Below are 24,531 nucleotides of genomic sequence, written 5' to 3'. Positions count from 1 at the left end.
CCGGGTAGGCTGCCCGGCGTGCGCTCGCGGCCGAGCGCACGCCGGGCCCGGCCCGGCCCGCGGTGAATCGGGAGGAACCGGCGTTGCACGTCCAGGAGTGGCTAGAGACAGTGCCCGCGGTCAGCATCTATCTGCTGGTGGGCCTGGTCATCGGCCTGGAGAGCCTGGGCATTCCACTGCCGGGCGAGATCATCCTCGTCTCCGCGGCGCTGCTCGCCTCCCAGCACGGTGACATCAACCCCGTGATCCTCGGCGCCTGCGCCGTCGCCGGCGCGATCGTCGGTGACTCCATCGGCTACGCCATCGGCCGCAAGGGCGGACGCCCACTGCTGGCCTGGCTCGGCGCGAAGTTCCCCAGGCACTTCAGCGAGGGCCATATCGCCACCGCCGAGAAGTCCTTCGAGAAGTGGGGCATGTGGGCCGTGTTCTTCGGCCGCTTCGTCGCCCTGCTGCGGATCTTCGCGGGCCCGCTCGCGGGTGTGCTGCGCATGCCGTACTGGAAGTTCCTCACCGCCAACGTCCTGGGCGGCATCCTCTGGGCCGGCGGCACCACCGCGGTCATCTACTACGTCGGCGTGGTCGCCGAGTCCTGGCTCAAGCGCTTCTCCTGGCTCGGCCTGGTCCTGGCCCTCCTCATCGGCCTCACCTCGATGCTGGTCCTCAAGCGCAAGGCGAAGAAGGTCTCGGCGGAGCGCGAGGCCGAGCGGACGGCGGCCGAGCCGGTACCGGCGACCGACTAGGCGACGACCGAGGGGCTGCACCCGATGACGGGGCGCAGCCCCGTTCCAGGGGCGCGGGGAACTGCGCGACCAGCCACGGCCGGCCCGCAGCCCGCGACGAACCTCAGCCCCCGTGTGCTTCCCGGTGCCCCTTCGCGAGTTCCACATACAACGTCCCGTTCAGTGAAATCCCCTCCCGCTCCTCGGGCGTGAGCTCGCGCTTCACCTTGGCGGGCACACCGGCGACCAACGACCCCGGCGGCACCCGCATCCCCTGCGGTACCAGCGCCTGCGCGGCGACCAGTGAACCCGCCCCGATCACCGCCCCGTTGAGGATCGTCGCCCCCATCCCGACCAGACAGTCGTCCTCGACAGTGGCACCGTGCACCACGGCGTTGTGCCCGATGGACACCCGCTCCCCGACGGTGACGGGGAACCCGGGGTCGACATGCAGCGTGCAGTTGTCCTGCACGTTGCTGTCCGCGCCGATGACGATGGGCCCGCACTCGGCCCGCAGCACCGCCCCGTACCAGACGCTCGCGCCGGGGTGCAGCGTCACCTCGCCGAGCACCACGGACATCGGGGCGACGAACGCCTCCTGATCCACCTTCGGATCCTTGCCGCCCATGCCCGCGATCAGCGCCTCGTGCGTCATCGCCGTCTCCTCGTTCTCGTTGGTACCGGCACCGTAAGGGATGCGGCCACGCCACGGTGGGGCGAAGATCACAGGCGCCCGAGCTCATGGCCGGACGTCACGCTGAGTACGGTGAGCGGGTGCCCAAGCGCAAGAACACGTTCTCATCCCGGCGGCGCCGACTCGTCCAGCGCGCCGTCCACGCGGGCTGGTCCTGGGTGCAACGGACGGGCGCGGTGACCGCCGAGCGACCCGGGCGGCTGCACTTCGGGGCGATGGGAACAGGTACCAGGCTGGCCTTCCCGCAGGGCACCGTCTTCGGTGAGCCGTGGATCCATCTCGGCGCCCACTGCATCATCGCCGAACAGGTCACTCTGACCGCCGGGCTGATGCCCGACCTCGACCTCGGCCCGGACCCCATCCTCCGTATCGGGGACGGCGTCGTCCTCGGCCGCGGCAGCCACGTCATCGCCGACACGACGGTCACGATCGGCAGCGACTGCTACTTCGGGCCGTACGTGTACGTGACGTCCACCAACCACTCGTACGACGACCCCCACGAGCCCATCGGCAAGCAGTGGCCGCGGATGGAGCCGGTGGAGATCGGCCCGGGCTGCTGGATCGGCACGGGCGCGGTGATCCTGCCCGGCGCGCGGATCGGGCGGAACGTCGTGGTGGCGGCCGGCGCGGTCGTACGCGGTGTCGTCCCCGACCATGCGGTGGTGGCCGGGGCGCCGGCCAGGGTCGTACGCCGCTGGACCCCCGCCGACGGCTGGCAGCCGCCGCTGCGCACGCCCGCGCCGGTGCCGATCCCCGACGGGGTCACGCCGGAGCAGCTGCTCGCGCTGGCGGAGCTGGACGCGGAGAGCATCGCCGGTCTGCGGGCCGTCGAGGCCGCCCACGAGGACGTACGAGCCGAGTCCTGACCGGCCGGGCCCGAACGGGGGTGCTCCGGGCCCCTTCGCGGCTGGGGCCCGGTGGTCGCTCAGCCCGTCGCGAGCAGCACCGTGCCCACCAGCGCCAGGCCCGCCCCCGCCGCCTGGATCACGCGCAGCCGCTCGCTGAGGAAGCCGCGCGCGGCGAGGGCCGTCACCACCGGGCAGAGCGAGGCGAGGACGGCGGCCACGGTGACCGGGCCGCGCTGGGCGGCCAGTGAGTACGTGCCGTTGGCGGCCACGTCCGCGAGTCCGACGAACGCCAGGGCCGGGAGGGACCCCCACGCGATGTTCAGGCGTGCCACGCTGCCGCGCCGGACGGCGACGTACAGGGCCGTGCCTCCCGTGACCACGTTCGTGACGCGCTGCACGAACAGGGCGAGGAAGAGGCCGGTGAGCGTGGACGACGCCTCGGCGATCAGGGCCATCACCGCACCGAACCCGAACGCGGCGACCAGCGTGAGCAGTACGGCCTGCCGCTGCACGGGGGCGCCCCTGAAATGCGGCCCGCCCGCGAGCACGACCCCGACCACGGCGACCGCGATACCCGCGAACTGGACCAGGCCGGGGCGCTCGCCGAGTACGAGGCCCACCGCCACGGGGACGGCGATGCTGAGCGAGGCGAGCGGCGAGACGACGCCCATCGGGCCGAGGGCGAGCGCCTTGTAGAAGGCCAGCATCCCGACGGGTCCGACTAGTCCCGCCGCCACCGCGAACCACAGCTGCGGACTCGCCTCGCTCCAGGCGCCGGTGACGAGGACGATCGCGCCGAGCACGACGGCGGCGATCGACTGCGAGACGACCACGACCGTCAGCGCGGGCGTACGTCGTGCCAGCAGCCCTCCGCCGAAGTCGGCCAGCCCCCACAGGAGGCTTGTGGCCAGGGCGAACAGCGCTGTCATGGATGCCTCGCAGTACAGTTCGATGAACGATTCGGTGCACCACACCGTAGTTCAGTTCATTGAACTCTGTCATCCAGAATATTGAACGAGCCTCATGGGGGCCGAGCCTCATGAGGACCACGAGAACAATTGGACGGAAAGTGTCGGACCTCGACCTCCTGACCCAGTCCCTGGCGCGCAGTGTCAAGCGCTGGCGCACCGAGCGCGGCTTCACCCTGGACACGCTCGCCGCCCGCGCCGGGGTCAGCCGCGGCATGCTCATCCAGATCGAGCAGGCCCGTACCAACCCCAGCCTGGGCACGGTCGTCAAGATCGGTGACGCGCTCGGCATCAGCATCACCACGCTGCTCGACTACGAGCAGGGCCCGAAGGTCCGGATCGTCCCGGCCGACCAGGCCGTGCGGCTCTGGCACACCGACGCGGGCAGCTACAACCGGCTCCTCGCGGGCACCGAGGCCCCCGGCCCGCTGGAGATGTGGGACTGGCTGCTGATGCCGGGCGAGGGCAGCCCCTCCGACCCGCACCCCACGGGCACGGTCGAGCTCCTCCACGTCACGAAGGGCGAGCTGACGCTCACCGTCGACGGTGAGGAGTACCGGGTCCCCGCGGGCGCGAGCGTCTCCTTCGAGGCCAACACCCCTCACACGTACGCCAATTCAGGCGAAGAACCGCTGGAGATGGTCATGGCCGTGTCCGTCCCGGGCGTGCACTGAGACCCTCGTCCGGCGCCGTACGCACGGCTGTTAGCGTGCCGTCATGCGCGCACCCATCGGACAGTTCGACGACGCCACCCCCGCTCCCGACTGCCTCGACACACTGACCCGCCCGGTCGCCGACGCCGTACGCCAGTGGCGCGGCAGCGTCCCCGCCGACCAGATCGTGTACGTCGACACCGAGCCGGAGTGGGCCGATACGGCCACCTTCGTCGAGCACTACGGCCAGGACCTCCTCGACCGGTCGGCCAACTGCGTGGTCGTCGCGGGCAAGCGAGGCGGGGAGAGCACGCTCGCCGCGTGCGTCGTACTCTCCACCACCCGCGTCGACGTGAACGGCGCCGTGCGCCGCCAACTCGGCGCGCGCAAGGCCTCGTTCGCGTCGATGGACATGGCGACCGGCGAGACAGGCATGGAGTATGGCGGCATCACGCCGATCGGGCTCCCCGCCGACTGGCCGGTGCTGGTGGACCCGGCGGTGGTCGACCTCCCGTACGTGCTGGTCGGCAGCGGTCGCCGGCGGGGGAAGCTGCTCGTTCCGGGCAAGGTGTTCGCGGAGCTGCCGAACGCCGTGGTGCTGGAGGGACTTGGGGTCGCCTGACCCTTTCCGTTTCCGTCTCCGTCAGGCGGCCGTGTGGTGGGCCAGGGCGAGGTGGGGGTCCGTCTCGCCCGGCGCGGGTGACGGATCCGCGTGGACCAGGGCCGCGGTGAGCCCCGGGACCGCGTGCAGCAGGGCGTGCTCGGCCTCGACCGCGATGCCGTGGGCCTGCCGGACGCTCGCCTCGCCGTCGACGACCACCGCCACCTCGGCCCGCAGCCGGTGGCCGATCCAGCGCAGCCGCAGCTCACCCACCGCCTGCACGCCCGGCACCTCGCGCAGCGCCCGCTCGGCCGTGTCGACGAGCTCCGGGTCGATCGCGTCCATGACCCGGCGGAAGACCTCGCGTGCGGCGTCGCGCAGCACCAGCAGCAGGGCGACCGTGATGGCCAACCCGACCACCGGGTCGGCGAGTTGCCAGCCGAGCGCGGCGCCGCCCGCGCCGAGGAGCACGGCGAGCGAGGTGAATCCGTCGGTGCGCGCGTGCAGTCCGTCCGCGACGAGCGCGGCCGAGCCGATCTCGCGGCCGACGCGGATGCGATAGCGGGCCACCCACTCGTTGCCCGCGAAGCCGATGACGGCCGCCGCGGCGACGATCGGGATGTGCTCGACCGGGCGCGGCGCGAACAGCCGGTCGATGGCGGTCCAGCCCGCGAAGACCGCGGACGCGGCGATCGTCAGCACGATCGCGAGTCCCGCCAGGTCCTCCGCCCGGCCGTAGCCGTACGTGAACCGGCGCGTCGCCGCCCTCCTGCCCAGCACGAAGGCGATGCCGAGCGGTACGGCGGTGAGCGCGTCCGCCGCGTTGTGCACGGTGTCGCCGAGCAGCGCGACCGAACCGGAGACCGCGACGACCGCCGCCTGCGCCACCGCGGTCACGCCGAGGACGGCCAGCGAGATCCAGAGGGTGCGGATGCCTCGGGCCGAGGATTCGAGGGCCGGGTCGACCTTGTCGGTGCTCGCGTGGGAGTGGGGCTTGAGGAGGTGGGCGACGCGGTGGGTGAGACGGTGACGGAGGTCGCGGCGGAGGCCTTGGCGGGCGTGGGGCGGGTGCCCTGCGCCCTGCCCGTGGCCGGGGGCGCTGCGGTCCTGCCCGTGCCCATGCCCGTGGTGGTGGTGCTCGTGCCCGTGCTCGTCCTGGTGGCTGTGCCCGTGGTGCCCGGCGCTCACATGGGTCCCCTTTCCGGTTTCAGTTCCGGTTTCCGGCGTGCTCGGTTCTCCGGTGTGCTCGGTGGACTCGGCGAGGCCCACGGAGCCATTATGTGCGTATGAGCGCACGCTTGCACCTATCACCTGCGAACGATGAGCATCCGCGAACACCCGGCGAGGAACAGTTCGCCCTCGCCGCGGAGGTTCTCGCCCTTCTGGGGGACCGCACCCGGCTCGTCCTGCTGCACGCCCTGGCCGAGGACGAGGCCGACGTGACGACGCTCACGGAGCGCTGCGGAGCGGCCCGTCCGGCCGTCAGCCAGCATCTGGCGCGGCTGCGGCTCGCAGGGCTCGTCAACACACGCAAGGAGGGCCGCCGGGTGATCTACTCCCTGCGCGACGGCCACCTGCGCCGGGTCGTGGACGAGGCCCTCAACCTGGCCGATCACCGGCTCAGCGACCGGCCGACGCACGACTGAGGCGGCCTGTTTCGGGCGGGGCCCTCGGGTACTCGGGGCGTGAGCCGGAAACCGCCTCCGGGCGCGGGACGCCGATGCGGGTGATGCTGGAGGTGACGGAACCACGGCCCCGAGGTGCTTCCGACGCTGCCGGACGTCCGCGTACGCCGGTCGGCCCGATCCAGGACGGTACTGCCATGAACCGCGACGCAACACGCGACGCAACACCCCGAAGCGACGTCATCTCCAGCCACGCGGTGGTCGGCGCCCCGTGCTGGGTCAGCCTGACGGCGCGCGACCAGCAGGCCGCGGAGGACTTCTACCGGGCGGTGCTCGGCTGGCGCTTCCGGGAGGCCAGTCTGATGGACCGGTTCCGGATCGCGTACGCGGACGGGGTGCCCGTCGCGGGCATCGCCGCCGTGGCCTCCATGTGGCAGATGGCCGTCGCCTGGACCCCGTACTTCGCCGTGGACAGCGCGGACGAGGCCGTCGCCCGCGCCCAGGAGCGCGGCGGTACGACGGCGGTCGGGCCCATCGGCTTCCCGCCGGGCCGCGCCGCGGTGCTGGCCGACCGCGACGGCGCCGTCTTCGGCATCTGGGAAGGCCGGCTCGTCGCCGGCTGGGAGACCTGGCGCCGGGCTGCCCCGGCCTTCCTGCGACTGCACACGCGGAACGCCTTCGACGCCGCGATGTTCTACGGGGAGGTGCTGGAGTGGGCGACCTCGGAGCCCGGCCGCATCGAGGTCCACTACGACGGCGACGAGGTCGTGCTGCGCAGTGACGGTGACGTGGTGGCCCGTATCCACTCCGGTGCGGTGGAGGCGGCGCCCGATCCCACGGTCCGGCCGCACTGGCAGGTGCACTTCGCGGTCGACGACGTCGACGCGTGCGTGCGCGCGGCGCTGGCCCACGGGGGCACGGTCCAGGAGGGCGCGTCCTCGCAGGAGGCGGTGCTGCGGGACCCCGACGGCGCGCAGTTCACGGTCGCGTCGCGGAAGGAACAGTAGGGCCGTGCCTGGCGGAGTCGCACCGCCCGAACGATGGGATCGCGCCACCAGAATGCATGCCTCCGGCTGAAAAAAGCCCATCGATGTCCGGAATTAATGAACATGGCATGCAGTTCACTGCGAATCGATCGAAAACGCTTGCCCCCGCCTGTCACGGCGCGTACATCTGTCCCCCGCAACACTTGTTTTTCGGGGGGATGTTGGCATATGCAAGGAACTGTCGACGGATTCAGCTATGGGATGGTCACGCCGCTGGCGGCCTACGTCATGGCATGCCTGGGAGCGGCCCTGGGGCTGCGCTGCATCACCCGGTCTCTGCGCAACGAACAGTCGTGGAAGCCGGGCTGGCTGGCTCTCGGAGCGGCATCGATCGGAAGCGGAATATGGACGATGCATTTCATCGCCATGATCGGATTCCAGGTCGAGGAAAGCCAAATTCGCTATGACGTCGGCCTGACGATTCTCAGCCTCGCCGTGGCGATTGTCGTCGTCGGCCTGGGCGTCTTCGCCGTCGGCTACCGCGGTGCCAACACGGCGACCCTCCTGATGGCGGGCACCTTCACGGGCATCGGGGTCGCCGCCATGCACTACATAGGCATGGCCGCCATCCGTGTGAACGGCAGCCTGCAGTACGACGTCCCCACCGTGGCCCTCTCCATCGTGATCGCCATCGTCGCCGCCACCGCCGCTCTCTGGGCCGCGGTCGCGATCCGCGGCTTCATGACCAGCCTGGCGGCCAGCCTCGTCATGGGTGTCGCCGTCTCCGGCATGCACTACACGGGCATGGCGGCCGTCAGCGTGCACCTCCACGACGCGACCGGCTCGCCCGGCGTCGGCGGCTCCGCCTACTCGCTCCTGCTCCCCATGCTCCTCGGCCCGGCCCTCTTCCTGCTGCTCGCGGGAGTGGTGGTGATGTTCGACCCGATGCTGGTCCTCGGGGACGGCGACTGGCGGCGCCCTGTCACCGGCCGACGTGCGCCCGCGTCACAGGTGAGCTGGGCCGAGGAGTCCGGCTCCCTCTTCGAGGCACCGTCCGACGCGAGTCGACGCGCGTACGGGCAGGGGGCACCGGCGCCGCGCAACTGGTGAGCGAGCGCCGGCTCCGCGGCCCGGCGCGGGATCTCGATCGCCGGGCAGCGGGCCGTTCTTCCCCGCCGGACCGCTTCAGCGGGGTCGTCGGTCGGCTTCAGCGGGGTAGCCGGTCGACTTCAGCGGATTCGTCGGTCCGCTTCAGCGAGTGAGCGAGTAGTGGTCACGCCGGGTCGATGCGGGAGACGCTGCCACCGATGCCGAGCACGTACAGTTCGCCGTCGCCGCCCTGCACGAACGAGATGACCTCCCCGCCGTTGACGCCGAGGTCGCTCTCGCCGGTCACCTTCCCGTTCTTCATCCGCAGGGTGCGCAGGGTGCCGTCGCAGTAGTCGCTGAACACGTACTGCCCCTTGAGATCCGGGATCGCCCTGCCGCGGTAGACGTATCCGCCGGTCACCGCGCAGCCCAGCCCGGTGCGGTCGTACTCGTGGACCGGCGGTACGTGGTTCGCGGGTTCCGTGCCGCCCCGGAAGGGATGGGTGCCCTCCATCTGGGACCAACCGTAGTTCTCGCCGCCCCTGCTCTTCGCCGGGGCCCAGTCGATCTCCTCCCAGTCGTTCTGGCCGACGTCGGCGATCAGCAGGTCGCCGGTGCGCGCGTCGAAGGAGAACCGCCACGGGTTGCGCAGCCCGTACGCCCAGATCTCGTCCTTCGCGTTCGGGTCGTCGACGAAGGGGTTGTCCCGCGGGATCGCGTACGGCTTGCCGCCCTGCGGGTCGATCCGCAGCATCTTGCCGAGCAGCGTGTCGAGGTTCTGTCCGTTGCCGTGCGGGTCGCCGCCCGAGCCGCCGTCGCCGAGCGCGATGTAGAGGTAGCCGTCGGGGCCGAACCTGATGTCACCGCCGTTGTGGTTCGAGTAGGGCTGCGGCTGGGTGATGACGGTGCGCCGGGTGTTCGGCCGGATCTTGCCGTGCCGCACGGCGAACTCGTCGACGGTGCTGGTGCCCTCGAGGTTCGTGTACGAGATGTAGAAGTGCGCGAACTTCTTGTCGAACGCGATGCCCAGCAGGCCGCGTTCCCCGTCGGTGGTGGTCTCGTCGGAAATGTCGAGGACGGGCTCGCCGAGCCCCTTGTCGTCCAGGACCCGTACCGTGCCCGCGCGTTCGGCGATCCAGACCGTGCCACCGGGCCCGGCGGCACCGGCGATCGGGTTCTGGGCTCTGGCCACTTCCTTGAGCGCGACCTTCGCCGCCTGGCGTGGGGCGGCGGGCTCGTCGGCGGACGCCGTGGTCAGGGCGAGGGATGCGACGAGGCAGATGGTGCCGATGAACGCCGTGCTTCGGGTGCGAACTTTCACCGTGACCCTCCAGAAGGCGGGGAATGGGGAAGTCACCCGGCTGCCTGGGGCAGGGTTGTGTGGGTGTCGCCCGAGCCAGCACGCAACCTGGGTGGGGGGATTGTGTGCCGCTGGCCACGCATGAGGATACTGGGGCAGGGCGGTTTGGCCTAGACCAATAACCTGCCCAACTGCCCCTGTTCCGCTATGGGTTCACATCCCGCTCTGCTGTGGGTCACATCCCGCACTCACCGGCATCCACCGAACTCACAGGCATCCACCGACGTGTCGCGTCAGCCCAGGCGCGGGATCTCGATCGCAGGGCAGCGGTCCATGACCATGTCGAGGCCGGCCGCGCGGGTGCGGTCGTAGGCGGCCTCGTCGATGACGCCCAGCTGGAACCAGACCGCCTTGGCACCGATGGCGACCGCCTCGTCGGCGACGGAACCGGCGAGGTCGCTGTTGACGAACACGTCGACGACATCGACGTCGAAGGGGATGTCCTCCAGCGAGGCGTACCCCTTCTCGCCGTGGACCGTCTCGGCCTTCGGGTGGACCGGGACTATGCGCTTGCCGTAGCGCTGGAGGACGCCCGCCACGCCGTACGCGGCACGCCGCTCGTTCGACGACAGGCCGACGATCGCCCAGGTGTCGCCGGACTCGCTGAGGATCTTGCGGATCGTTGCCGGGTCGCCGTACACGGTCGGCCTCCTTGGGATGTGTACGCCGGATGCGTACGAGAGCTGCTGCGCGCGACAACAGTGAGCGCGGCGCGGTGATTCCCCCCCGTCCGCGACCGGGCTCGCGCCGGGGCCGCGCCCTCAGCGGGATGGCCCCGGGGTGATGGCCTCAGCGTGAGGCGGAGGCGGCCACCAGCAGTTCCACGTTGCGGTCGCCGGGACCGCCCGCCCAGACCTCGTGGACGCCGGCCTTCATGCCCGTGGCCAGGTCGGGGGCGTTGTACGACAGCTCCCGGTACAGGGAGGCCAGGCCCACCGCCGACAGGTCGGTGAAGTCCGGGTCGGTGCGGTGCGGGGCGGCGGACTCGACGAGGGTGGTGAACAGGGAGACCGTGCCGTCCCCGTTGTCGGCCAGTTCGATCACGCGGGCGTGGTGCGGATAGTCCAGGTGGGAGGCGGTGTTGACCTCCCAGAAGGACCGGGCGGGCGTGGCGTGGGCGTGGGGCGTGATCCGGTTGACATGGCTGTGGCCGTTGATCCAGGCCACCACGTTCGGGAACCGGTGGAGCAGGGCGAGGACCTCCGCACCGTCGTGCCGCGGCTCCTCCGTGCGGGCGGCGTCGGGGCGGCGGGTCATGCTCGGACTGTGGTGGTGGCTGAAGACCAGGACGTGGGCGTCGTCGGCCCCGGCGTTGCGTACGGGGCGGCCGTCGGCGTCGTAGGACCGGGAGCTGTGCGCGGCCAGCGTCCGCTCCAGCCAGCGGAGCTGATCGGTGCCCAGCGAGCCCTCGTAGTGGCCGCTTCGGTACGTCGTGTCGAGGCTGATGCCGATGACGTTCTCGGCGATCCGGAACGTGTAGTACATCCGGTCGCCGTCCAGGTTGTTCTCCGTGTAGCCGTGGCCGACCGGGCCCGCTCCGGCGTGGGCGGGGTCGAGGTGCGCGGCCAGGTACTCGTGCGGGGTGAACAGCCGGCGCCGTTCGTCGGCCGTCACCGTCCGCGCCGAGGTGGCGTGCCGCTTGAGGATCGCCGAGAGCACCTCGCTCTTGGGGTCGTCGCCGGAGTTCAGCGCCTTCGCGTAGGCCGCCGCGTCTGTGGCCGGGACCGACAGCAGCTTGCGGGAGCCCACGGCGAAGTCGCCCAGCGCGGGTGACAGACAGCCGCCGGGGATGTCGTCGTGGTTGCCGACCGTGGAGTACCAGGGGATGTCGAGCCCCGGGCTGGTCACGGGCCGTATCGCCGCGTCGAGGAAGCCGGGTATGCGGGGCAGCCCGCGTCGCTTGTCCAGGTCGCGCAGGGCCCCGTCGTCCGGGTGCCAGTAGAGGGGCAGACCGGAGTTCTGGACGCCTTCGTACGCCGACGGATCCCCGCTGTTGGGGGTGATCCTGCCGCCGCTCATCAGTGTGAGGAACCAGTCCAGTTCGATCGCGGAGTTGTTGTCGATGTTGTCGCCCGTCGTCATCACGAACGAGGGCGCGAGGTCGGTGTGCGGTCCCTGGCCGAGCGCGTTCACCTGCTCCACGAGCGCCACCGCCCCCGCCACCGTCAGCGCCTCCTGGGCCCGCCACGCGGCGGGCCTGCGCGACCGCAGGAACTCGGTGCGCAGCGGGTTCTGCACGTCCGTGAGGTGCAGGTCGGTGAACTGCACGAAGCAGGCGAGCGGGGTGCGCCGGTCCTGGCGGCCGGTGGCGGCGGGCGCGAGATCCCCGCGTACGACCATGGGCCAGCCGGGGCCCGATACGAGCCGTCGGTAGGTGTCGGGGTGCGCGTGGCCGGCGAGGCGGGCCGTCGTGTCCAGGGTGGTCGCCGCGTACGGGGCCGCGCGTCGCGGCGCCTGGCGTGCCGGTCGTCGGGTGGCGAGGGGCGGCTGAGGGGCGGCGCTCTCCGCGGCGGGCTGCACGGTCGGGGTCGGGTGCTGCCGCGGGAAGACGGCGGCTGCTCCTCCGGCCGCTCCCACCGCGACGGCGCCGGACGCGAGCAGAAAGCGACGACGGTTGATTGCGGATGCGGTCCCCGCCATTTCGGTCCCGGTCATGGGGCGGCCCTCCGGTGCCTCCTGGAGATTGACTGAGCGGAACCACTCATTCAGGCCGTGGGGGCAGCGGCGTGGGCAGGGGTGTGGCGTAGCCGTGAACACGGCCGGAACAGGTGGAGCGGCCGATGGGGCCCGTCCTGCCGGTCCGTTCGCCGCGTCCGTCGGCAGGGCCGTACGCCGGTCCGTCCCCGGCCTCTCCGCAGGTCCGCCCGCAGGTCCGCGACACCCGCCGTGATAGCTTGCCGAGGCCAGTCGAACCCATGTACGTGGGTCAGGGAATCCGGTGGGAATCCGGAGCTGACGCGCAGCGGTGAGGGTGACGGGCGGGGCATCGGCCACTGGACCGACATGACGGTCCGGGAAGGCGCCTCGTCCGGGTGACCCCGAGTCCGAAGACCTGCTGGCGGCCTCCGCGGTCACGCGCCGACGGGGGAGCACCGTACGACCGGGCTCCGCGTTCGAGCCCTCGACGACTGAGGAACTCCCGTGCCCGTCGCACGTCTTGCCCGTCCCGCTGCCCTCGCCCTGTCCGGGGTTCTCCTGCTGACCGGCTGCGGTTCGGGAGACACGTCGTCGGACACGGACTCCGGGAACTCCGGGGCCGCCGTCACCCTCGACAACTGTGGACAGACCGTACGCGTCGAGTCCCCGCCGAAGCGGGCCGTCTCCCTCAACCAGGGCACCACCGAGATCATGCTCTCGCTAGGCCTCGCCGACCGCATGGCCGGCACCGCGACCTGGACCGACCCGGTGATGAAGGGCCTGGAGAAGGCGAACGCGAAGGTGAAGCGGATCGCCGACAACAACCCCTCCTTCGAACGGGTCCTGGACGCCGACCCGGACTTCGTCGCCGCCTCGTTCGTCTCGACGCTCGGCAAGGGCGGCGTGGCCACCCGGGAGCAGTTCGAGAAGCTCGGCGTGCCCGCCTACGTCTCGCCCTCCGACTGCGTCGGCAAGGACAACGCCTCGGGCGGCGACGGCGCGCGGACGAAGGCACTCGGCATGGACGCCATCTACGGCGAAGTACGCGACCTGGCCGAGGTGTTCGGCGTCGAGCAGCGGGGCGAGCGACTCGTCGCCGACCTCAAGCAGCGTACGAAGAAGGCCACTTCGGGGATCGACGCCTCCGACATCACCCTCCTCTACTGGTTCGCCAACTCCGACTCGCCCTACATGGCGGGCTGTTGCGGCGCGCCCGGCGTCATCACCCGGACCCTCGGCGCGAAGAACGTCTTCGACGACACGCACGAGGAGTGGCCCCAGATCAACTGGGAGACCGTCGCCGACCGCGACCCCGACGTGCTCGTCATCGGCGACCTCACGCGCAAGTCGCAGACCGCCGAGTCCGCGAGGAAGAAGATCGAGTTCCTGGAGTCCGACCCGGTCACCAAGAACATGACCGCCGTGAAGAAGAAGCGGTACGTCCTGCTCAGCGGGCAGGCGATGAACCCGACCATCCGCACGGTCGAGGGCGTCGAGCAAGTCGCCTCCGCCCTGCGGGAGTTCGGGCTCGCCGGGTGACACGGCCGCGCCTGGGACTGCTCATCACCGCGGGTGTCGCCCTGCTCCTCCTGTCCGTCGCCGTCGCCATCACCATCGGTCCTGCGGACATCCGGGTCGGTGACGTCTGGTCCGTGGTCGCGTCCCATCTCGGCTGGGGCAGCTCGGAGTTGACCCCGATCCGGGAGGGGATCGTCTGGGAGCTGCGCCTGCCGCGTACGCTCCTGGCGGCCGTGTGCGGGGCCGGACTCGCCGTGTGCGGTGCGGTGATGCAGTCCCTGCTGCGCAACCCGCTCGCCGACCCGTTCGTCCTCGGGGTGTCCTCCGGCGCCTCGACCGGCGCGGTGATCGTGGTCGTCCTCGGCGTCGGCGGGGGCCTCCTCTCGGTCTCCGCGGGCGCGTTCCTCGGCGCTGTGCTGTCGTTCGGGCTCGTCCTGCTGCTCAGTCACACACTGGGCGGGGCGACGGACCGGGTGGTGCTGAGCGGGGTCGCCGCGATGCAGCTCTTCTCCGCGCTCACCTCCTTCGTGGTGATGACCTCCGCCGACGCCGAGACCACCCGCGGGGTGCTTTTCTGGCTGCTCGGTTCACTGAGCGGGGTCGGCTGGACCGACGTCTGGGTGTGCTTCGCGGTGCTCGCGGTCACGCTGCTGGTGTGCCTCGGGTACGCGCGGACGCTCGACGCGTTCGCCTTCGGCCAGGACGCCGCCGCGACGCTCGGGGTCTCCGTGGCCCGTACGCGACTGGTGCTGCTGTGCGCCACGGCGCTGCTGACCGCCGCGCTCGTCAGCTCGGCGGGCGCGATCGGCTTCGTCGGTCTCGTACTCCCGCATGCGGCAAGGGCGTTGGTGGGGTCCGGGCACGCCCGGCTGCTCCCCGTCACGGCCCTCGCCGGAGCGGTGTTCCTGGTGTGGGTGGACACACTGGCCCGTACCGTCCTCGACCCCCAGGAGGTGCCCGTGGGCGTGGTGACCTCGCTGATCGGCGTACCGGTGTTCGTGCTGGTGCTGTACCGGACGCGGAGGGCGTGATGACGGCGGAGGACATCAAGCACACCGCCGAGTACAAGCGGGCGGCACCGGGAACCGAGCGCGCGCAGGCGGCACCCGGAGAGGGCCTCCGCGCGCACCGCGTCTCGCGCACCGCCGACGGTCGCGTCATTCTCGACGGCGTCAGCATCACCCCGGCCCCCGGCACCACCGTCGGACTGCTCGGCCCGAACGGCTCCGGCAAGTCCACCCTTCTGCGCCTGCTCGCCGGTGTCCTCGCCCCGGCTTCTGGTGTCGTGACCCTCGACGGCAGCCCTCTCGCCGAACTGGGCCGCCGCGACATCGCCCGTCGGGTCGCCGTGGTCGAGCAACAGGCAGACACTCAGGTCGAGTTGAGCGTGCTGGACGTCGTACGGCTCGGCCGCACACCCCATCGGCGCGCCTGGACCCCAGCGTCCGAGGCGGACGAACGGGCCGTACGCGACGCGCTGGACCGCACCGGCCTGACCGGACTCGCCCGCCAGTCCTGGCACACCCTCTCCGGCGGTGAGCGTCAGCGCGTGCAGATCGCCCGCGCGCTCGCCCAGGAACCCCGCGAACTGCTCCTCGACGAACCGACCAACCACCTGGACATCCAGCACCAGCTCGACCTGCTGACCCTCGTCACCTCGCTGCCGGTCACCAGCGTCGTCGCCCTGCACGACCTCAACCTCGCGGCGATGTACTGCGACCAGCTGGTCGTCCTGCGCGAGGGGCACGTCGTGGCCTGCGGCAGTCCGGGCGACATCCTCACGGAAGGGCTCATCGCCGAGGTGTACGGGGTCCGGGCCGCCGTCACCCGGGAGGGCCCCGACGACCGGCCGCACGTGCGCTTCCTGGGCACCGTGGATTGACCGGAGCATCGGCGAATCGTCCTTGCCGCACCGGTGATTCGCGAACACGTGTCCGGAAATGACGTCAGCCTCCCTGCGCCGGACCCCGCACCCGCCTACGCTCACCCCGTGCTGCGTATCACCGACGCCCGAACCGGCGAGCCCACCGACGCCACCCCCGCCCGCAGGGGCCTGACCCGCGTCGAGGCGCATGTGCCGCGCCCCGACACCACCGGCCTGCGCGTGCTCCTGGTCGCCGACGTCCTCGTACGCGCCCTGGAGATCAGCGGGACGCCCGTCTGGACCGTACTGACCGGAACCGAGGGGCGTGCGGAACTCCGGGCCCGGGCCACGGCGCTCGGCATCCGGCCGTTCGAGGACGAGCGGGACAGCGGATCGGGTCTCGGAGAGGCCCAGGTACTGCGTGTGTGCGCTCCGGAGGCCGGGTCGGCGGACGGTGGTGCGGCCGGGCGCGACGGGGCCGGGCGCGACGAGACGGCGAACGGCCTGCGGGTCGAGGTCGCCCCGGCCGACGCCGACAGCGGAGTGGCGGACGACGACGAGCGGGCCTCGGCCCTCCGCTTCGCCCTGCTCGCGATCCCCCGCCGCGAGCCCCTCCGGCTCGACGAGGCGGCCCTCACGGACGCCGAGGACACCCTGCGGCGCTGGCGCGGAGCCGTCGCCACCTGGGCGACCCGGCCGTCCGGCCCCATCCCCGACCCTGTACGCCAACAGCTGCGCGCCGCCTGGGAGGACGACCTGGACGTGCCCGCCGTACTCGCCGTGCTGCGCAAGGTGGAGACGTCGGGGACCGTCCCGGACGGCGCCCGCTTCGAGACGTACGCCTACGCGGACCGGCTCCTCGGGCTCGAACTCACCCGTGACATCGGCCGCGAGACCCCCTCGTGATCGCGCGCGCCGGAGCGGGCCCGCTGCGCCGTCTGGTCGTCCTGCGGCACGCCAAGTCGGCCTGGCCGGACGGCGTTCCCGACCACGACCGGCCGCTCGCCCCGCGCGGGCGCCGTGACGCCCCGGCCGCCGGACGCGTGCTGGCCGACATCGACTGCCTGCCCGACCTGGCGCTCTGTTCCACCGCCGCACGCGCCCGGCAGACCTGGGAGCTGACCGCCGCGCAGTGGGGCACGCCGCCTCCCGTACGCCACGATCCGCGGCTGTACGGGGCCGACGTTCCCGAGCTGCTCGAAGCGGTGCGCGAAGTGTCCGCGCACATCAAGACGTTGCTGCTGGTCGGGCACAACCCCGGTCTGGAGGAGCTGGTGCTCACCCTGGCCGGCGACAGCCTCGACGACGCGCTGGACGACGTACGGACGAAGTTCCCCACGTCGGCGATCGCGGTCCTCGTCCGGCACGGCGACGACTGGGGCTCCCTCGGCCCCGGCACGGCACTGCTCACCGACATGATCGTGCCGCGCGGACGGAAGCCGGAGTAGGGGCAGGAGCCCGGGTCGGGGCGGTAGGGGAGGCGATCCCCGCCCGAGTGCAGCGCATACGCTGGCCCGATGCAGGACGAGTACCGCACGGTGGCCCGCGCAGGCGTGCACGAGACCGAGGTCAACCGCTCACGCTTCCTCTGCGCCCTGGCGCCGGCGGCCACCGAGCAGGAGGCCCAGGCCTTCCTCGCCGCCGTCCGCAAGGAGCACGCCGACGCGACGCACAACTGCTTCGCGTACGTCATCGGCGCCGACGCCTCCGTCCAGAAGGCGAGCGACGACGGGGAACCGGGCGGTACGGCGGGCGTCCCGATGCTCCAGATGCTGCTCCGGCGCGACATGCGGTACGTCGTCGCGGTCGTCACCCGCTACTACGGAGGCGTCAAACTCGGCGCGGGCGGGCTCATCCGGGCCTACGGCGGCGCGGTCGGCGAGGCCCTGGACACCCTCGGCACGATCACACGTAAACGCTTTCGTCTGGTGACGGTGACGGTCGACCACCAGCGGGCGGGCAAGGTGGAGAACGACCTGCGGTCGACCGGCCGTGAGGTGCGCGACGTGCGCTACGGAGAGGCCGTCACCATCGAGATCGGGCTGCCGGACGCCGATGTGGAGGCTTTCCGGGGGTGGTTGGCCGACGTCACGGCCGGAACAGCCGGCTTCGAACTGGGCGGAGAGGCGTACGGGGACGCATAGGGCCCAGCGCATGGCCGCCCGGCCGGACCGGGGCTTTCGAACCTGCCGGGGGCCTCTAAAATGAGCCGACGGCACGACCACCGCGGCGTCACAACTTCCCTGCAGCGAGCGGTAGTTCGGGCGGGCGTTCGGCCAAGTCCGCAGGCACTTCACGAACATCAGGCGTTTCAACACAATAAGGAGCAGCGGCCCTCATGCCACAACAGAACTCGGCGTCGCCGGACGCGGGGGCCGAACGGCTGGTCGCCGGTCGCTACCGCTTGCTGTCCGTTCTCGGCGAGGGCGGTATGGGCACCGTGTGGCGTGCCCGCGACGAGGTGCTGCACCGCGAGGTCGCCGTCAAGGAAGTACGCGCTCCCGTCGGACTGGCCGCGGCGCAGATCGAGCGGATGTACACCCGCCTGGAGCGGGAGGCCTGGGCGGCGGCACGCATCAGCGCTCGCGGTGTGGTGACCGTCCACGACGTCGCCACCGACGACGACCGACCCTGGATCGTCATGGAGCTCGTCCGCGGCCGGTCGCTGGCCGACGCGATCGGCGCCGAGGGCGCGCTCACGCCGCGGGAGGCCGCGCGTATAGGCACCGAGGTGCTGGCCGCGCTGCGTGCGGCGCACGGCGCCGGCGTGCTGCACCGCGATGTGAAGCCCGCGAACGTCCTGCTCGCGGACGACGGCAGGGTGATCCTCACCGACTTCGGCATCGCCACCGTGGAGGGGGACACCGCGCTGACGATGACCGGTGAGCTCGTCGGCTCCCCCGAGTACCTGGCGCCGGAGCGGGCCCTGGGCCGCAACCCCGGCCCCGCGTCGGACCTGTGGTCTCTCGGCGCGTTGCTCTACACGGCCGTCCAGGGCCGTTCGCCCTTCCGTCGCACCAGCCCGCTGAGCACCCTGCGTGCCATCGTCGATGACGAGTTGCCCCCGCCTCATCGGGCCGGACCCCTCGTGTCCGCCATCGAGGGCCTGATGCGCAAGGACCCCGACGAGCGGATGTCGGCCGTAGAGGCCGAGCGGGAGCTGCGCCTGGCCGGTGCCGACGGCACCTCGGGCGCCGACACGGCCACGCCGTCCGCCCCGCTGCCCGCGGCGGACACCGATGAGCTGCCCACGGCCGAGTCCCAGCTCGGGGAGACGGCACATACGACCACGGCCACTGCTACGACCGCTGCTACGGCCACGGCTGGGGTGCCGGTCGTCTCGGGGTCCTCGCCCGTCCCGGGAAACGCCACGGCCGCCACGGACCCTACGGCCGCCACAGCCGCCACGGACCCCAGGGATGTGACGGCGACAGTCGACGTTCCCGCAGCAACGGAACCCGCGGCTTCCGGGGCGTCGGCGAACACCGCCCCCGCCGCACCCGAAGCAGGGCCGACGGCCACGGCCGCGATACCCCCGGCCGACACCTCCACGGCCCCGGCCGCCGTACCCCCGGCCCCGGCAGACCCCCGCGCCCCCTACGCCCAGGCGCAGCCCTCGCCTCCCGTTGCCGTACCCGAATCCGAGGCCGGGGCGGCCACCGCCGAACCGTCCGCCCCGGCTGCGGGTACGGCCGAGTCGCCCACCGAATCGGCAGGCCCGGTGTCAGGGCCCGTACCCACGGTCGTATCCGCGACGCCCGCCTCGCCGGGGGCGACCGAGCCCTTGGACGCCACGGCGTCAGATCCCGGCGCCACGCGCCGGAGACGTCGCATCGGGTACGCGACGGCGGCGGGAGCGGTCGTGCTCGCGCTGCTCGTGGGCGGCCTGATCTACGGGCTCGGCGGCGACGGTGAGAGCAACGAGGGCACCGGCTCGCCTACGGGCCAGGCACAGACCCCTTCCTCCGGGACGGCTAGCAGCGGGTCGGACGACACCGACGAGCAGCCCGTCTCGGTCACCGCGACCGGGGGCGCGACCACGTACGCCGGGGACTGTCCCCCGGCGGATTCGCAGGCTCCCTGGTTCACCGCGACCTTCACGGTGTCCGAGCTGCCCTTCCAGTTCTCGTACCGGTGGGTCTCGACGAACGGGTCCGTGATCGACCGGCAGTGGCGGACGCTGTCGTTCCCGAACGGCGGCCCCCGCACCCACAAGGAGACGGTGCGGCTGTCGACGTACGCGAAGTCCGGAACCCTCCGCAGCGAGATGGCCGTGGAGATCCGCTCACCGTTCGAGGCGGTGTCCAACTCGGTGCCGTTCTCGGTGACGTGCGCATCGACGAACGGCGGCTAGCCGACCGGGCGTCAACTTCGGCTCCGCGCAGGCGAGTTGCCTCGCCTGCATAGTCCATACTTCAACCAGTACGAGTTGGGCCGTTGTCGGGTCGATTCGGGCATCATCGGTCAAGTGAGCCCCGCTGGACCGGAGTTCTGTGGGAGTGACATACGACTCCCACCCGTAGCGGATCAACCGCAGGGTGTGGTTCCTCTGTCCGCACCCCAGACGTTCGCAAGGAGTTTCTGTGTCGTCGGTCATCGTGGGACGCACGGGTCCCTTCGCCGGTCAGAGCGCGGTTCTGGGTAGCGCTCCGCTGCGATTCGGACGCAAGAGCGACAACGACGTGGTCATCGTCAGCGTCAGCGCCTCCCGTCTGCACACCGAGATCGTCACGGAGGACGGCGAGTTCGTCCTCTACGACCGCAGCAAGAACGGCACGTTTGTCAACGACCGGGCCGTCACCCGTCACGTGCTCGTGCCCGGCGACTCCATACGCATCGGCGACGAGACCTTCCTGTTCGAGACGCAGGAGGCCGTGGAGACGGTCATGGACCTCTCCCAGCTCGACCTGCCCCGTGCCAATGCCTCCGCGAACCCGGGCGAGCTGCGGGTCACGGTGACCGGAGGAGGCCCGGTCGGCCTCGCCTTCGCCCTGCTCCTCGAGGACGCCCTGCCGGGGAAGGTGTCCATCACCGTCTACGACGGCCGGTGGATCAGGAACGGCTCCACCGTGGTCTGGAAGGACGAGACCCACGGCAACAACCGGCGCATGCAGGTCGTCACCGCCCAGAGCCGCCAGTACCTCGCGCTCACCGAGGAGATGCAGTCGGCGCTGTTCGACGCGGGCGGGTTCTCCGAGATGTGGCCCCTGGGACCGGACTCCGTGGAGGGCCGCCCGCCTCGCAACATCCGGATCGCCTACATCGAGGACCAGCTGCTGGCACTGGCCAACACCAAGTCCGCGATCCGCCTGGTGCCGAAGCGATTCGACCCGTCGGAGCAGCAGCAGCGGCTCTCCCAGGAACACGTCCTGGTGATCGCCGAGGGTGGCGGGTCGCGCACCCGCGAGCACTTCGCGGACCGTTTCGGCGCGGCCGACTCCTCGATCTACTCCCTCGACGGGGAGCACCTCCAGGACCTGGTGCTGGGACTGCGGGTCAAGTCCCGGCTCTCGGACCCCATGAGCGTCCTGCTGACCGTGGCGCAGAACCGGTTCCTGCTCAACTCGCTGCGTGGCGAGGGGTTCCTCAACATGAGGCTGACCCGCGAGGAGGCCGGCGCCGTGATCGGCATCGACCCCGTCCGGCAGGTCTTCGAGGAGTGCGTGGCGGCCCGGCCCTGTCTGATGAGCCGCCACGAGGACAACGAGTTCGTCTGCCCGACGCACGGGACCCTGTTCCTGCCCGCCCTGCTGCGCAGTTCGCCGCTGTGGAAGCGGATCCAGGAGGGCCTGAAGATGTTCGGCGTCGACCCGGACGATCTCAGCGCCATCACCTCGTTCCGGCTGGACATGGTGCAGCGCCCCCGGTTCACGGCCCAGCTCAGCCGCCCCACCGCCAAGAGCACCGGAACGTACGGCTTCCTGCTGGGCGACGCGGCCAACGCCATCCACTTCTGGCCCGGGCGCGGCCTCAACAGCGGCCTGGCGTCGGCTGTTTCCCTCGCCCGCTCCCTGAGCCGGGTCTGGCAGGGCCGTCCGCTGCGCGACGCCGACTTCATCCGGCACGAGGCCGCGATGTCCATGCTCCAGTACCGGCACAAGAGCCGGGCCTGGAACGCCATGGTCACCACCGACGAACGAGGCGTGACCCGCGCCATCAAGGACATCATCGCCGACAGCATGGAAGGGGACCGGAGCGTCGCCGGGCCCGACGCCGAGGGGTCCGACCTGGAGCTCCTGCTGGACCGGATGCGCGCGATCCGCGACCGCCTCGCCCCCCGTCTCCCGGGAATGCCCAGCGACGAGGAACTGCACAGCCACCTGTCCACCCTCGCCCCGTCGACCCTGCGGTCCTTGCGGGAGAGCGGCGCCTGGGACACGCTGATCGTCGGCGGCGAGGAGGCCGACATCGACATCTTCTACCAGTCGGACGCCCCGGTGTACGTCGGCCGCCCGATCGATCCGCGCACCGTCGGCCAGGCGGCGGGACCGCGACAGTCGGGGGCGCTCGACCCGGCGTGACGCGGCCGAAGAAGGCGGGCCCGGAAGAGCCGGGCCCCCTTCTTCGGTTCGTACGGCACGCCCCGAAACTCAGATGTGCGCGGCCCCCCGTGACGCCTATCGTGCCGTCCATGAACGCGACGCCGGCCTGGCGGCCACTTGTCCTGGACGACGCCCCGGCCCTGGCCGACCTGTTCGCCGCGGTGGAGGCGGCCGACGGCACCGACGAGCACTACGATGCCGACGACCTCACCGAGGAACTGGATGACCCACACCTGGAACTGACCCGCGATTCCGTGGGGGTGTGGTCCGGTGGCGAGCTCATCGGCTACGCGAAGGCGACGGCCCTGCCCCACGCGACCGACCTGCACCGGGTGTACGTCGAGGGGGCAGTGCGACCCGACGCGCGCGGCCGGGGCATGGGCACCGACCTGGTGAACTGGCTGGTGACCCGGGCGACGCAGCAGCATCGTGAGCGGTTCCCGGACCTGCCTAGCGAGGCGCACATCCAACTCCACGCACCGAACACCGCCCAGCGCGACCTGTACCGGCAGGCCGGGTTCGAGGAGCGGCGCTGGTTCTTCGACATGCGCCGGCCGCTGGACGGCGACCCGGTCCCGGCGACGACCCCGGCGGGCGGGCTGCGCGTCGTCCCCTTCACCGCGGCGTACGACGACGCGACCCGGCTGGCGCACAACGAAGCGTTTCTCGACCACTGGGGCCACATCCCGACCACCCCGGACCGATGGCGTCACCAGAGCACCGGCGCCCGGTCGTTCCGGCCCGACGCGTCGTTCCTGGCACTGGACGGGAACGAGGTCGCCGGCTACCTCATGAGCCACGAGTACGACTCCGAGACGGCGATGTCCGGCATCCGCGAATGCTGGATCGACAGGCTCGGCACCCGGCCGGCCTGGCGCGGCACCGGCGTGGCCACCGCGCTGCTCACCACCTGCCTGCGGGCCGTTCAGGAGCAGGGCTGCCGCAGGGCGGGCCTCAATGTGGACAGCGCCAACGCCACCGGCGCCCTGGGCCTGTACGAGCGGTGGGGATTCCGCACCCGGCACACGTGGATCGGGTACGTACGGCCGCTGTAGCGGTGGGGCGGTTCCACGGCCGTCCGGGGCACCGGATGCCGGTGGCAGATCGAGGTCTGTGATGGATCAGGTACTGACAGGCGTTAGCGTGGTTGCTGCTGAGAGCGGGGACCGTGCTGGTCCGGTGCTGAGTCCAGGGGCGACATAGGGGGAAATATGCGGGTCGGAGCGGCTTCTTGAGAATTCTGCACACTTCCGACTGGCATCTGGGCCGGGCGTTCCACCGGGTGAACATGCTCGGTGCCCAGGCCGAGTTCATCGGCCACCTCGTCACGACCGTGCGTGAGCGCGAGGTGGACGCGGTGGTCGTCTCGGGGGACGTGTACGACCGTGCGGTGCCCCCGCTGGCCGCGGTCGAACTCTTCGACGAGGCCCTGCACCGGCTGGCGGACCTCGGCGTGCCCACGGTGATGATCTCCGGGAACCACGACTCGGCACGCCGCCTCGGTGTCGGCGCCGGACTCATCGACCGCGCGGGCATCCATCTGCGCACCGACGCATCGGCGTGCGGCACACCGGTGGTGCTGGAGGACGGCTTCGGCGAGGTGGCCTTCTACGGACTGCCATATCTGGAACCGGCGCTGGTGAAGGACGAGTTCGGCGTGGAGAAGGCGGGGCACGAGGCCGTGCTCGCCGCCGCCATGGACCGGGTCCGCGCCGACCTGGCCACGCGCGCGCCCGGCACCCGTTCCGTGGTTCTCGCCCATGCCTTCGTCACCGGCGGCGAGGCCAGCGACAGCGAGCGGGACATTACGGTCGGCGGGGTCTCCGCCGTACCGGCCGGGGTCTTCGACGGCGTCGACTACGCCGCGCTCGGGCATCTGCACGGCAGCCAGACCATCACCGAGCGCGTGCGCTACTCGGGATCGCCGTTGCCGTACTCCTTCTCGGAGACGGACCACCGCAAGACCATGTGGCTGGTCGACCTGGGAGCCGACGGCTCGGTCGCGGCCGAGCGCCTGGACTGCCCGGTGCCGCGCGCCCTCGCCCGTATCCGGGGGCATCTGGAGGACCTGCTCGTGGATCCGGACCTGGCCCCGCACGAGGAGGCGTGGGTCGAGGCGACCCTCACCGACCCGGTGCGCCCGGCCGACCCCATGGCGCGGCTCAGCGAGCGCTTCCCGCACACGCTCAGCCTCGTCTTCGAGCCCGAGCGGGCACCGGACGACCCGGACGTCTCGTACGCACGTCGGCTCGCGGGGCGCAGCGACCAGGAGATCGCGGAGGACTTCGTGGCCCATGTGCGCGGCGCCGGACCCGACGCACGCGAACAGGCCGTGCTCCAGGACGTGTTCGACGCCGTACGCGCCGACGACACGGTCCGTGAGGTCGCCCGGTGAAGGCGCTGTACGAGCCGACGGGTGGGGCGGGA

Annotated in this window: 23 protein-coding genes and 1 riboswitch; of the genes, 17 read left to right on the top strand and 6 right to left on the bottom strand. The window is 71.5% G+C overall.

Going from position 1 to position 24,531, the window contains the following annotated elements; all coding sequences use genetic code 11:
* The first annotated feature begins 83 nt into the window (after positions 1-83).
* A complete protein-coding gene (locus ACN20J_RS09325) occupies positions 84-740 on the top strand; it encodes a DedA family protein (RefSeq protein WP_419665691.1) in 657 nt (218 codons plus the stop codon).
* Between the two features lie 103 nt (positions 741-843).
* Here ACN20J_RS09325 and ACN20J_RS09320 read toward each other — a convergent pair whose 3' ends face one another.
* The gene (locus ACN20J_RS09320) at positions 844-1,374 is read right to left on the bottom strand and encodes a gamma carbonic anhydrase family protein (protein ID WP_189843895.1); all 531 of its coding nucleotides are present in this window, start codon (positions 1,372-1,374) and stop codon (positions 844-846) included.
* Positions 1,375-1,460: 86 nt separating this feature from the next.
* Between ACN20J_RS09320 and ACN20J_RS09315 the strand changes: the two genes are divergently transcribed.
* A complete protein-coding gene (locus ACN20J_RS09315) occupies positions 1,461-2,279 on the top strand; it encodes an acyltransferase (protein ID WP_189843894.1) in 819 nt (272 codons plus the stop codon).
* A 59-nt stretch (positions 2,280-2,338) separates the two neighbouring features.
* On the opposite strand, the gene ACN20J_RS09310 is transcribed toward ACN20J_RS09315, so the two are convergent.
* On the bottom strand, positions 2,339-3,190 hold the full coding sequence (locus ACN20J_RS09310; protein WP_419665690.1) for an EamA family transporter: 852 nt from the start codon (positions 3,188-3,190) through the stop codon (positions 2,339-2,341).
* Between the two features lie 140 nt (positions 3,191-3,330).
* Here ACN20J_RS09310 and ACN20J_RS09305 point away from each other — a divergent pair, with 140 nt between their 5' ends.
* Positions 3,331-3,903: a helix-turn-helix domain-containing protein gene (locus ACN20J_RS09305; protein WP_189843892.1), complete on the top strand. Its 573-nt coding sequence runs from the start codon at positions 3,331-3,333 to the stop codon at positions 3,901-3,903.
* 43 nt (positions 3,904-3,946) lie between these two features.
* Positions 3,947-4,504, top strand: coding sequence for a YbaK/EbsC family protein (locus ACN20J_RS09300; RefSeq protein ID WP_419665689.1), 558 nt, complete (start codon positions 3,947-3,949; stop codon positions 4,502-4,504).
* Between the two features lie 21 nt (positions 4,505-4,525).
* Here the strand turns inward: ACN20J_RS09300 and ACN20J_RS09295 are convergent, their stop codons facing one another.
* On the bottom strand, positions 4,526-5,671 hold the full coding sequence (locus ACN20J_RS09295; RefSeq protein WP_361908799.1) for a cation diffusion facilitator family transporter: 1,146 nt from the start codon (positions 5,669-5,671) through the stop codon (positions 4,526-4,528).
* A gap of 98 nt (positions 5,672-5,769) precedes the next feature.
* Between ACN20J_RS09295 and ACN20J_RS09290 the strand changes: the two genes are divergently transcribed.
* The 3 genes from ACN20J_RS09290 to ACN20J_RS09280 all read left to right on the top strand — a co-directional run bounded on the left by ACN20J_RS09290 (position 5,770) and on the right by ACN20J_RS09280 (position 8,204).
* A complete protein-coding gene (locus tag ACN20J_RS09290; RefSeq protein WP_190231743.1) occupies positions 5,770-6,129 on the top strand; it encodes an ArsR/SmtB family transcription factor in 360 nt (119 codons plus the stop codon).
* A gap of 176 nt (positions 6,130-6,305) precedes the next feature.
* On the top strand, positions 6,306-7,115 hold the full coding sequence (locus ACN20J_RS09285; protein WP_189843888.1) for a VOC family protein: 810 nt from the start codon (positions 6,306-6,308) through the stop codon (positions 7,113-7,115).
* Between the two features lie 207 nt (positions 7,116-7,322).
* Complete coding sequence (locus ACN20J_RS09280) at positions 7,323-8,204, top strand: MHYT domain-containing protein (protein WP_189843887.1); 882 nt, start codon at positions 7,323-7,325, stop codon at positions 8,202-8,204.
* Positions 8,205-8,367: 163 nt separating this feature from the next.
* Here ACN20J_RS09280 and ACN20J_RS09275 read toward each other — a convergent pair whose 3' ends face one another.
* The 3 genes from ACN20J_RS09275 to ACN20J_RS09265 all read right to left on the bottom strand — a co-directional run bounded on the left by ACN20J_RS09275 (position 8,368) and on the right by ACN20J_RS09265 (position 12,198).
* On the bottom strand, positions 8,368-9,504 hold the full coding sequence (locus ACN20J_RS09275; protein WP_419665688.1) for a PQQ-dependent sugar dehydrogenase: 1,137 nt from the start codon (positions 9,502-9,504) through the stop codon (positions 8,368-8,370).
* Between the two features lie 272 nt (positions 9,505-9,776).
* Entirely contained in the window at positions 9,777-10,184 is a 408-nt protein-coding gene (locus tag ACN20J_RS09270) for a CoA-binding protein (protein ID WP_189843885.1), read from the bottom strand.
* A 148-nt stretch (positions 10,185-10,332) separates the two neighbouring features.
* Entirely contained in the window at positions 10,333-12,198 is a 1,866-nt protein-coding gene (locus tag ACN20J_RS09265; RefSeq protein WP_419665687.1) for a TIGR03767 family metallophosphoesterase, read from the bottom strand.
* 232 nt (positions 12,199-12,430) lie between these two features.
* Positions 12,431-12,618: riboswitch (cobalamin riboswitch) on the top strand.
* Positions 12,619-12,684: 66 nt separating this feature from the next.
* On the opposite strand from ACN20J_RS09265, the gene ACN20J_RS09260 reads away from it, so the two are divergent.
* The 10 genes from ACN20J_RS09260 to ACN20J_RS09215 all read left to right on the top strand — a co-directional run bounded on the left by ACN20J_RS09260 (position 12,685) and on the right by ACN20J_RS09215 (position 24,499).
* The gene (locus tag ACN20J_RS09260) at positions 12,685-13,719 is read left to right on the top strand and encodes an ABC transporter substrate-binding protein (protein ID WP_419665686.1); all 1,035 of its coding nucleotides are present in this window, start codon (positions 12,685-12,687) and stop codon (positions 13,717-13,719) included.
* Positions 13,716-14,729, top strand: a complete 1,014-nt coding sequence (locus ACN20J_RS09255) for a FecCD family ABC transporter permease (RefSeq protein ID WP_246575588.1) — start codon at positions 13,716-13,718, stop codon at positions 14,727-14,729. Before ACN20J_RS09260 ends, ACN20J_RS09255 begins: the two co-directional genes overlap by 4 nt.
* Positions 14,729-15,580 carry an ABC transporter ATP-binding protein gene (locus ACN20J_RS09250; protein WP_419665685.1) on the top strand — a complete coding sequence of 284 codons (852 nt, stop codon included), beginning with the start codon at positions 14,729-14,731 and terminating at the stop codon, positions 15,578-15,580. Before ACN20J_RS09255 ends, ACN20J_RS09250 begins: the two co-directional genes overlap by 1 nt.
* A gap of 108 nt (positions 15,581-15,688) precedes the next feature.
* Positions 15,689-16,468, top strand: a complete 780-nt coding sequence (locus tag ACN20J_RS09245; RefSeq protein WP_419665684.1) for a hypothetical protein — start codon at positions 15,689-15,691, stop codon at positions 16,466-16,468.
* Entirely contained in the window at positions 16,465-17,010 is a 546-nt protein-coding gene (locus ACN20J_RS09240; protein WP_419665683.1) for a SixA phosphatase family protein, read from the top strand. Before ACN20J_RS09245 ends, ACN20J_RS09240 begins: the two co-directional genes overlap by 4 nt.
* Positions 17,011-17,079: 69 nt before the next feature.
* Positions 17,080-17,706: a YigZ family protein gene (locus tag ACN20J_RS09235; RefSeq protein WP_190231737.1), complete on the top strand. Its 627-nt coding sequence runs from the start codon at positions 17,080-17,082 to the stop codon at positions 17,704-17,706.
* Between the two features lie 194 nt (positions 17,707-17,900).
* A complete protein-coding gene (locus ACN20J_RS09230; RefSeq protein ID WP_419665682.1) occupies positions 17,901-19,916 on the top strand; it encodes a protein kinase domain-containing protein in 2,016 nt (671 codons plus the stop codon).
* 229 nt (positions 19,917-20,145) lie between these two features.
* Entirely contained in the window at positions 20,146-22,083 is a 1,938-nt protein-coding gene (locus tag ACN20J_RS09225) for an FHA domain-containing protein (RefSeq protein WP_419665681.1), read from the top strand.
* Between the two features lie 110 nt (positions 22,084-22,193).
* Complete coding sequence (locus ACN20J_RS09220) at positions 22,194-23,159, top strand: GNAT family N-acetyltransferase (RefSeq protein WP_419665680.1); 966 nt, start codon at positions 22,194-22,196, stop codon at positions 23,157-23,159.
* 176 nt (positions 23,160-23,335) lie between these two features.
* Positions 23,336-24,499, top strand: coding sequence for an exonuclease SbcCD subunit D (locus tag ACN20J_RS09215; protein ID WP_190231734.1), 1,164 nt, complete (start codon positions 23,336-23,338; stop codon positions 24,497-24,499).
* Positions 24,500-24,531: the final 32 nt, after the last annotated feature.

The sequence above is a fragment of the Streptomyces sp. 2-1 genome (genome assembly GCF_048564895.1).
Lineage (GTDB): Bacteria > Actinomycetota > Actinomycetes > Streptomycetales > Streptomycetaceae > Streptomyces > Streptomyces phaeochromogenes.
This window is presented reverse-complemented; position numbering and strand designations above follow the sequence as displayed.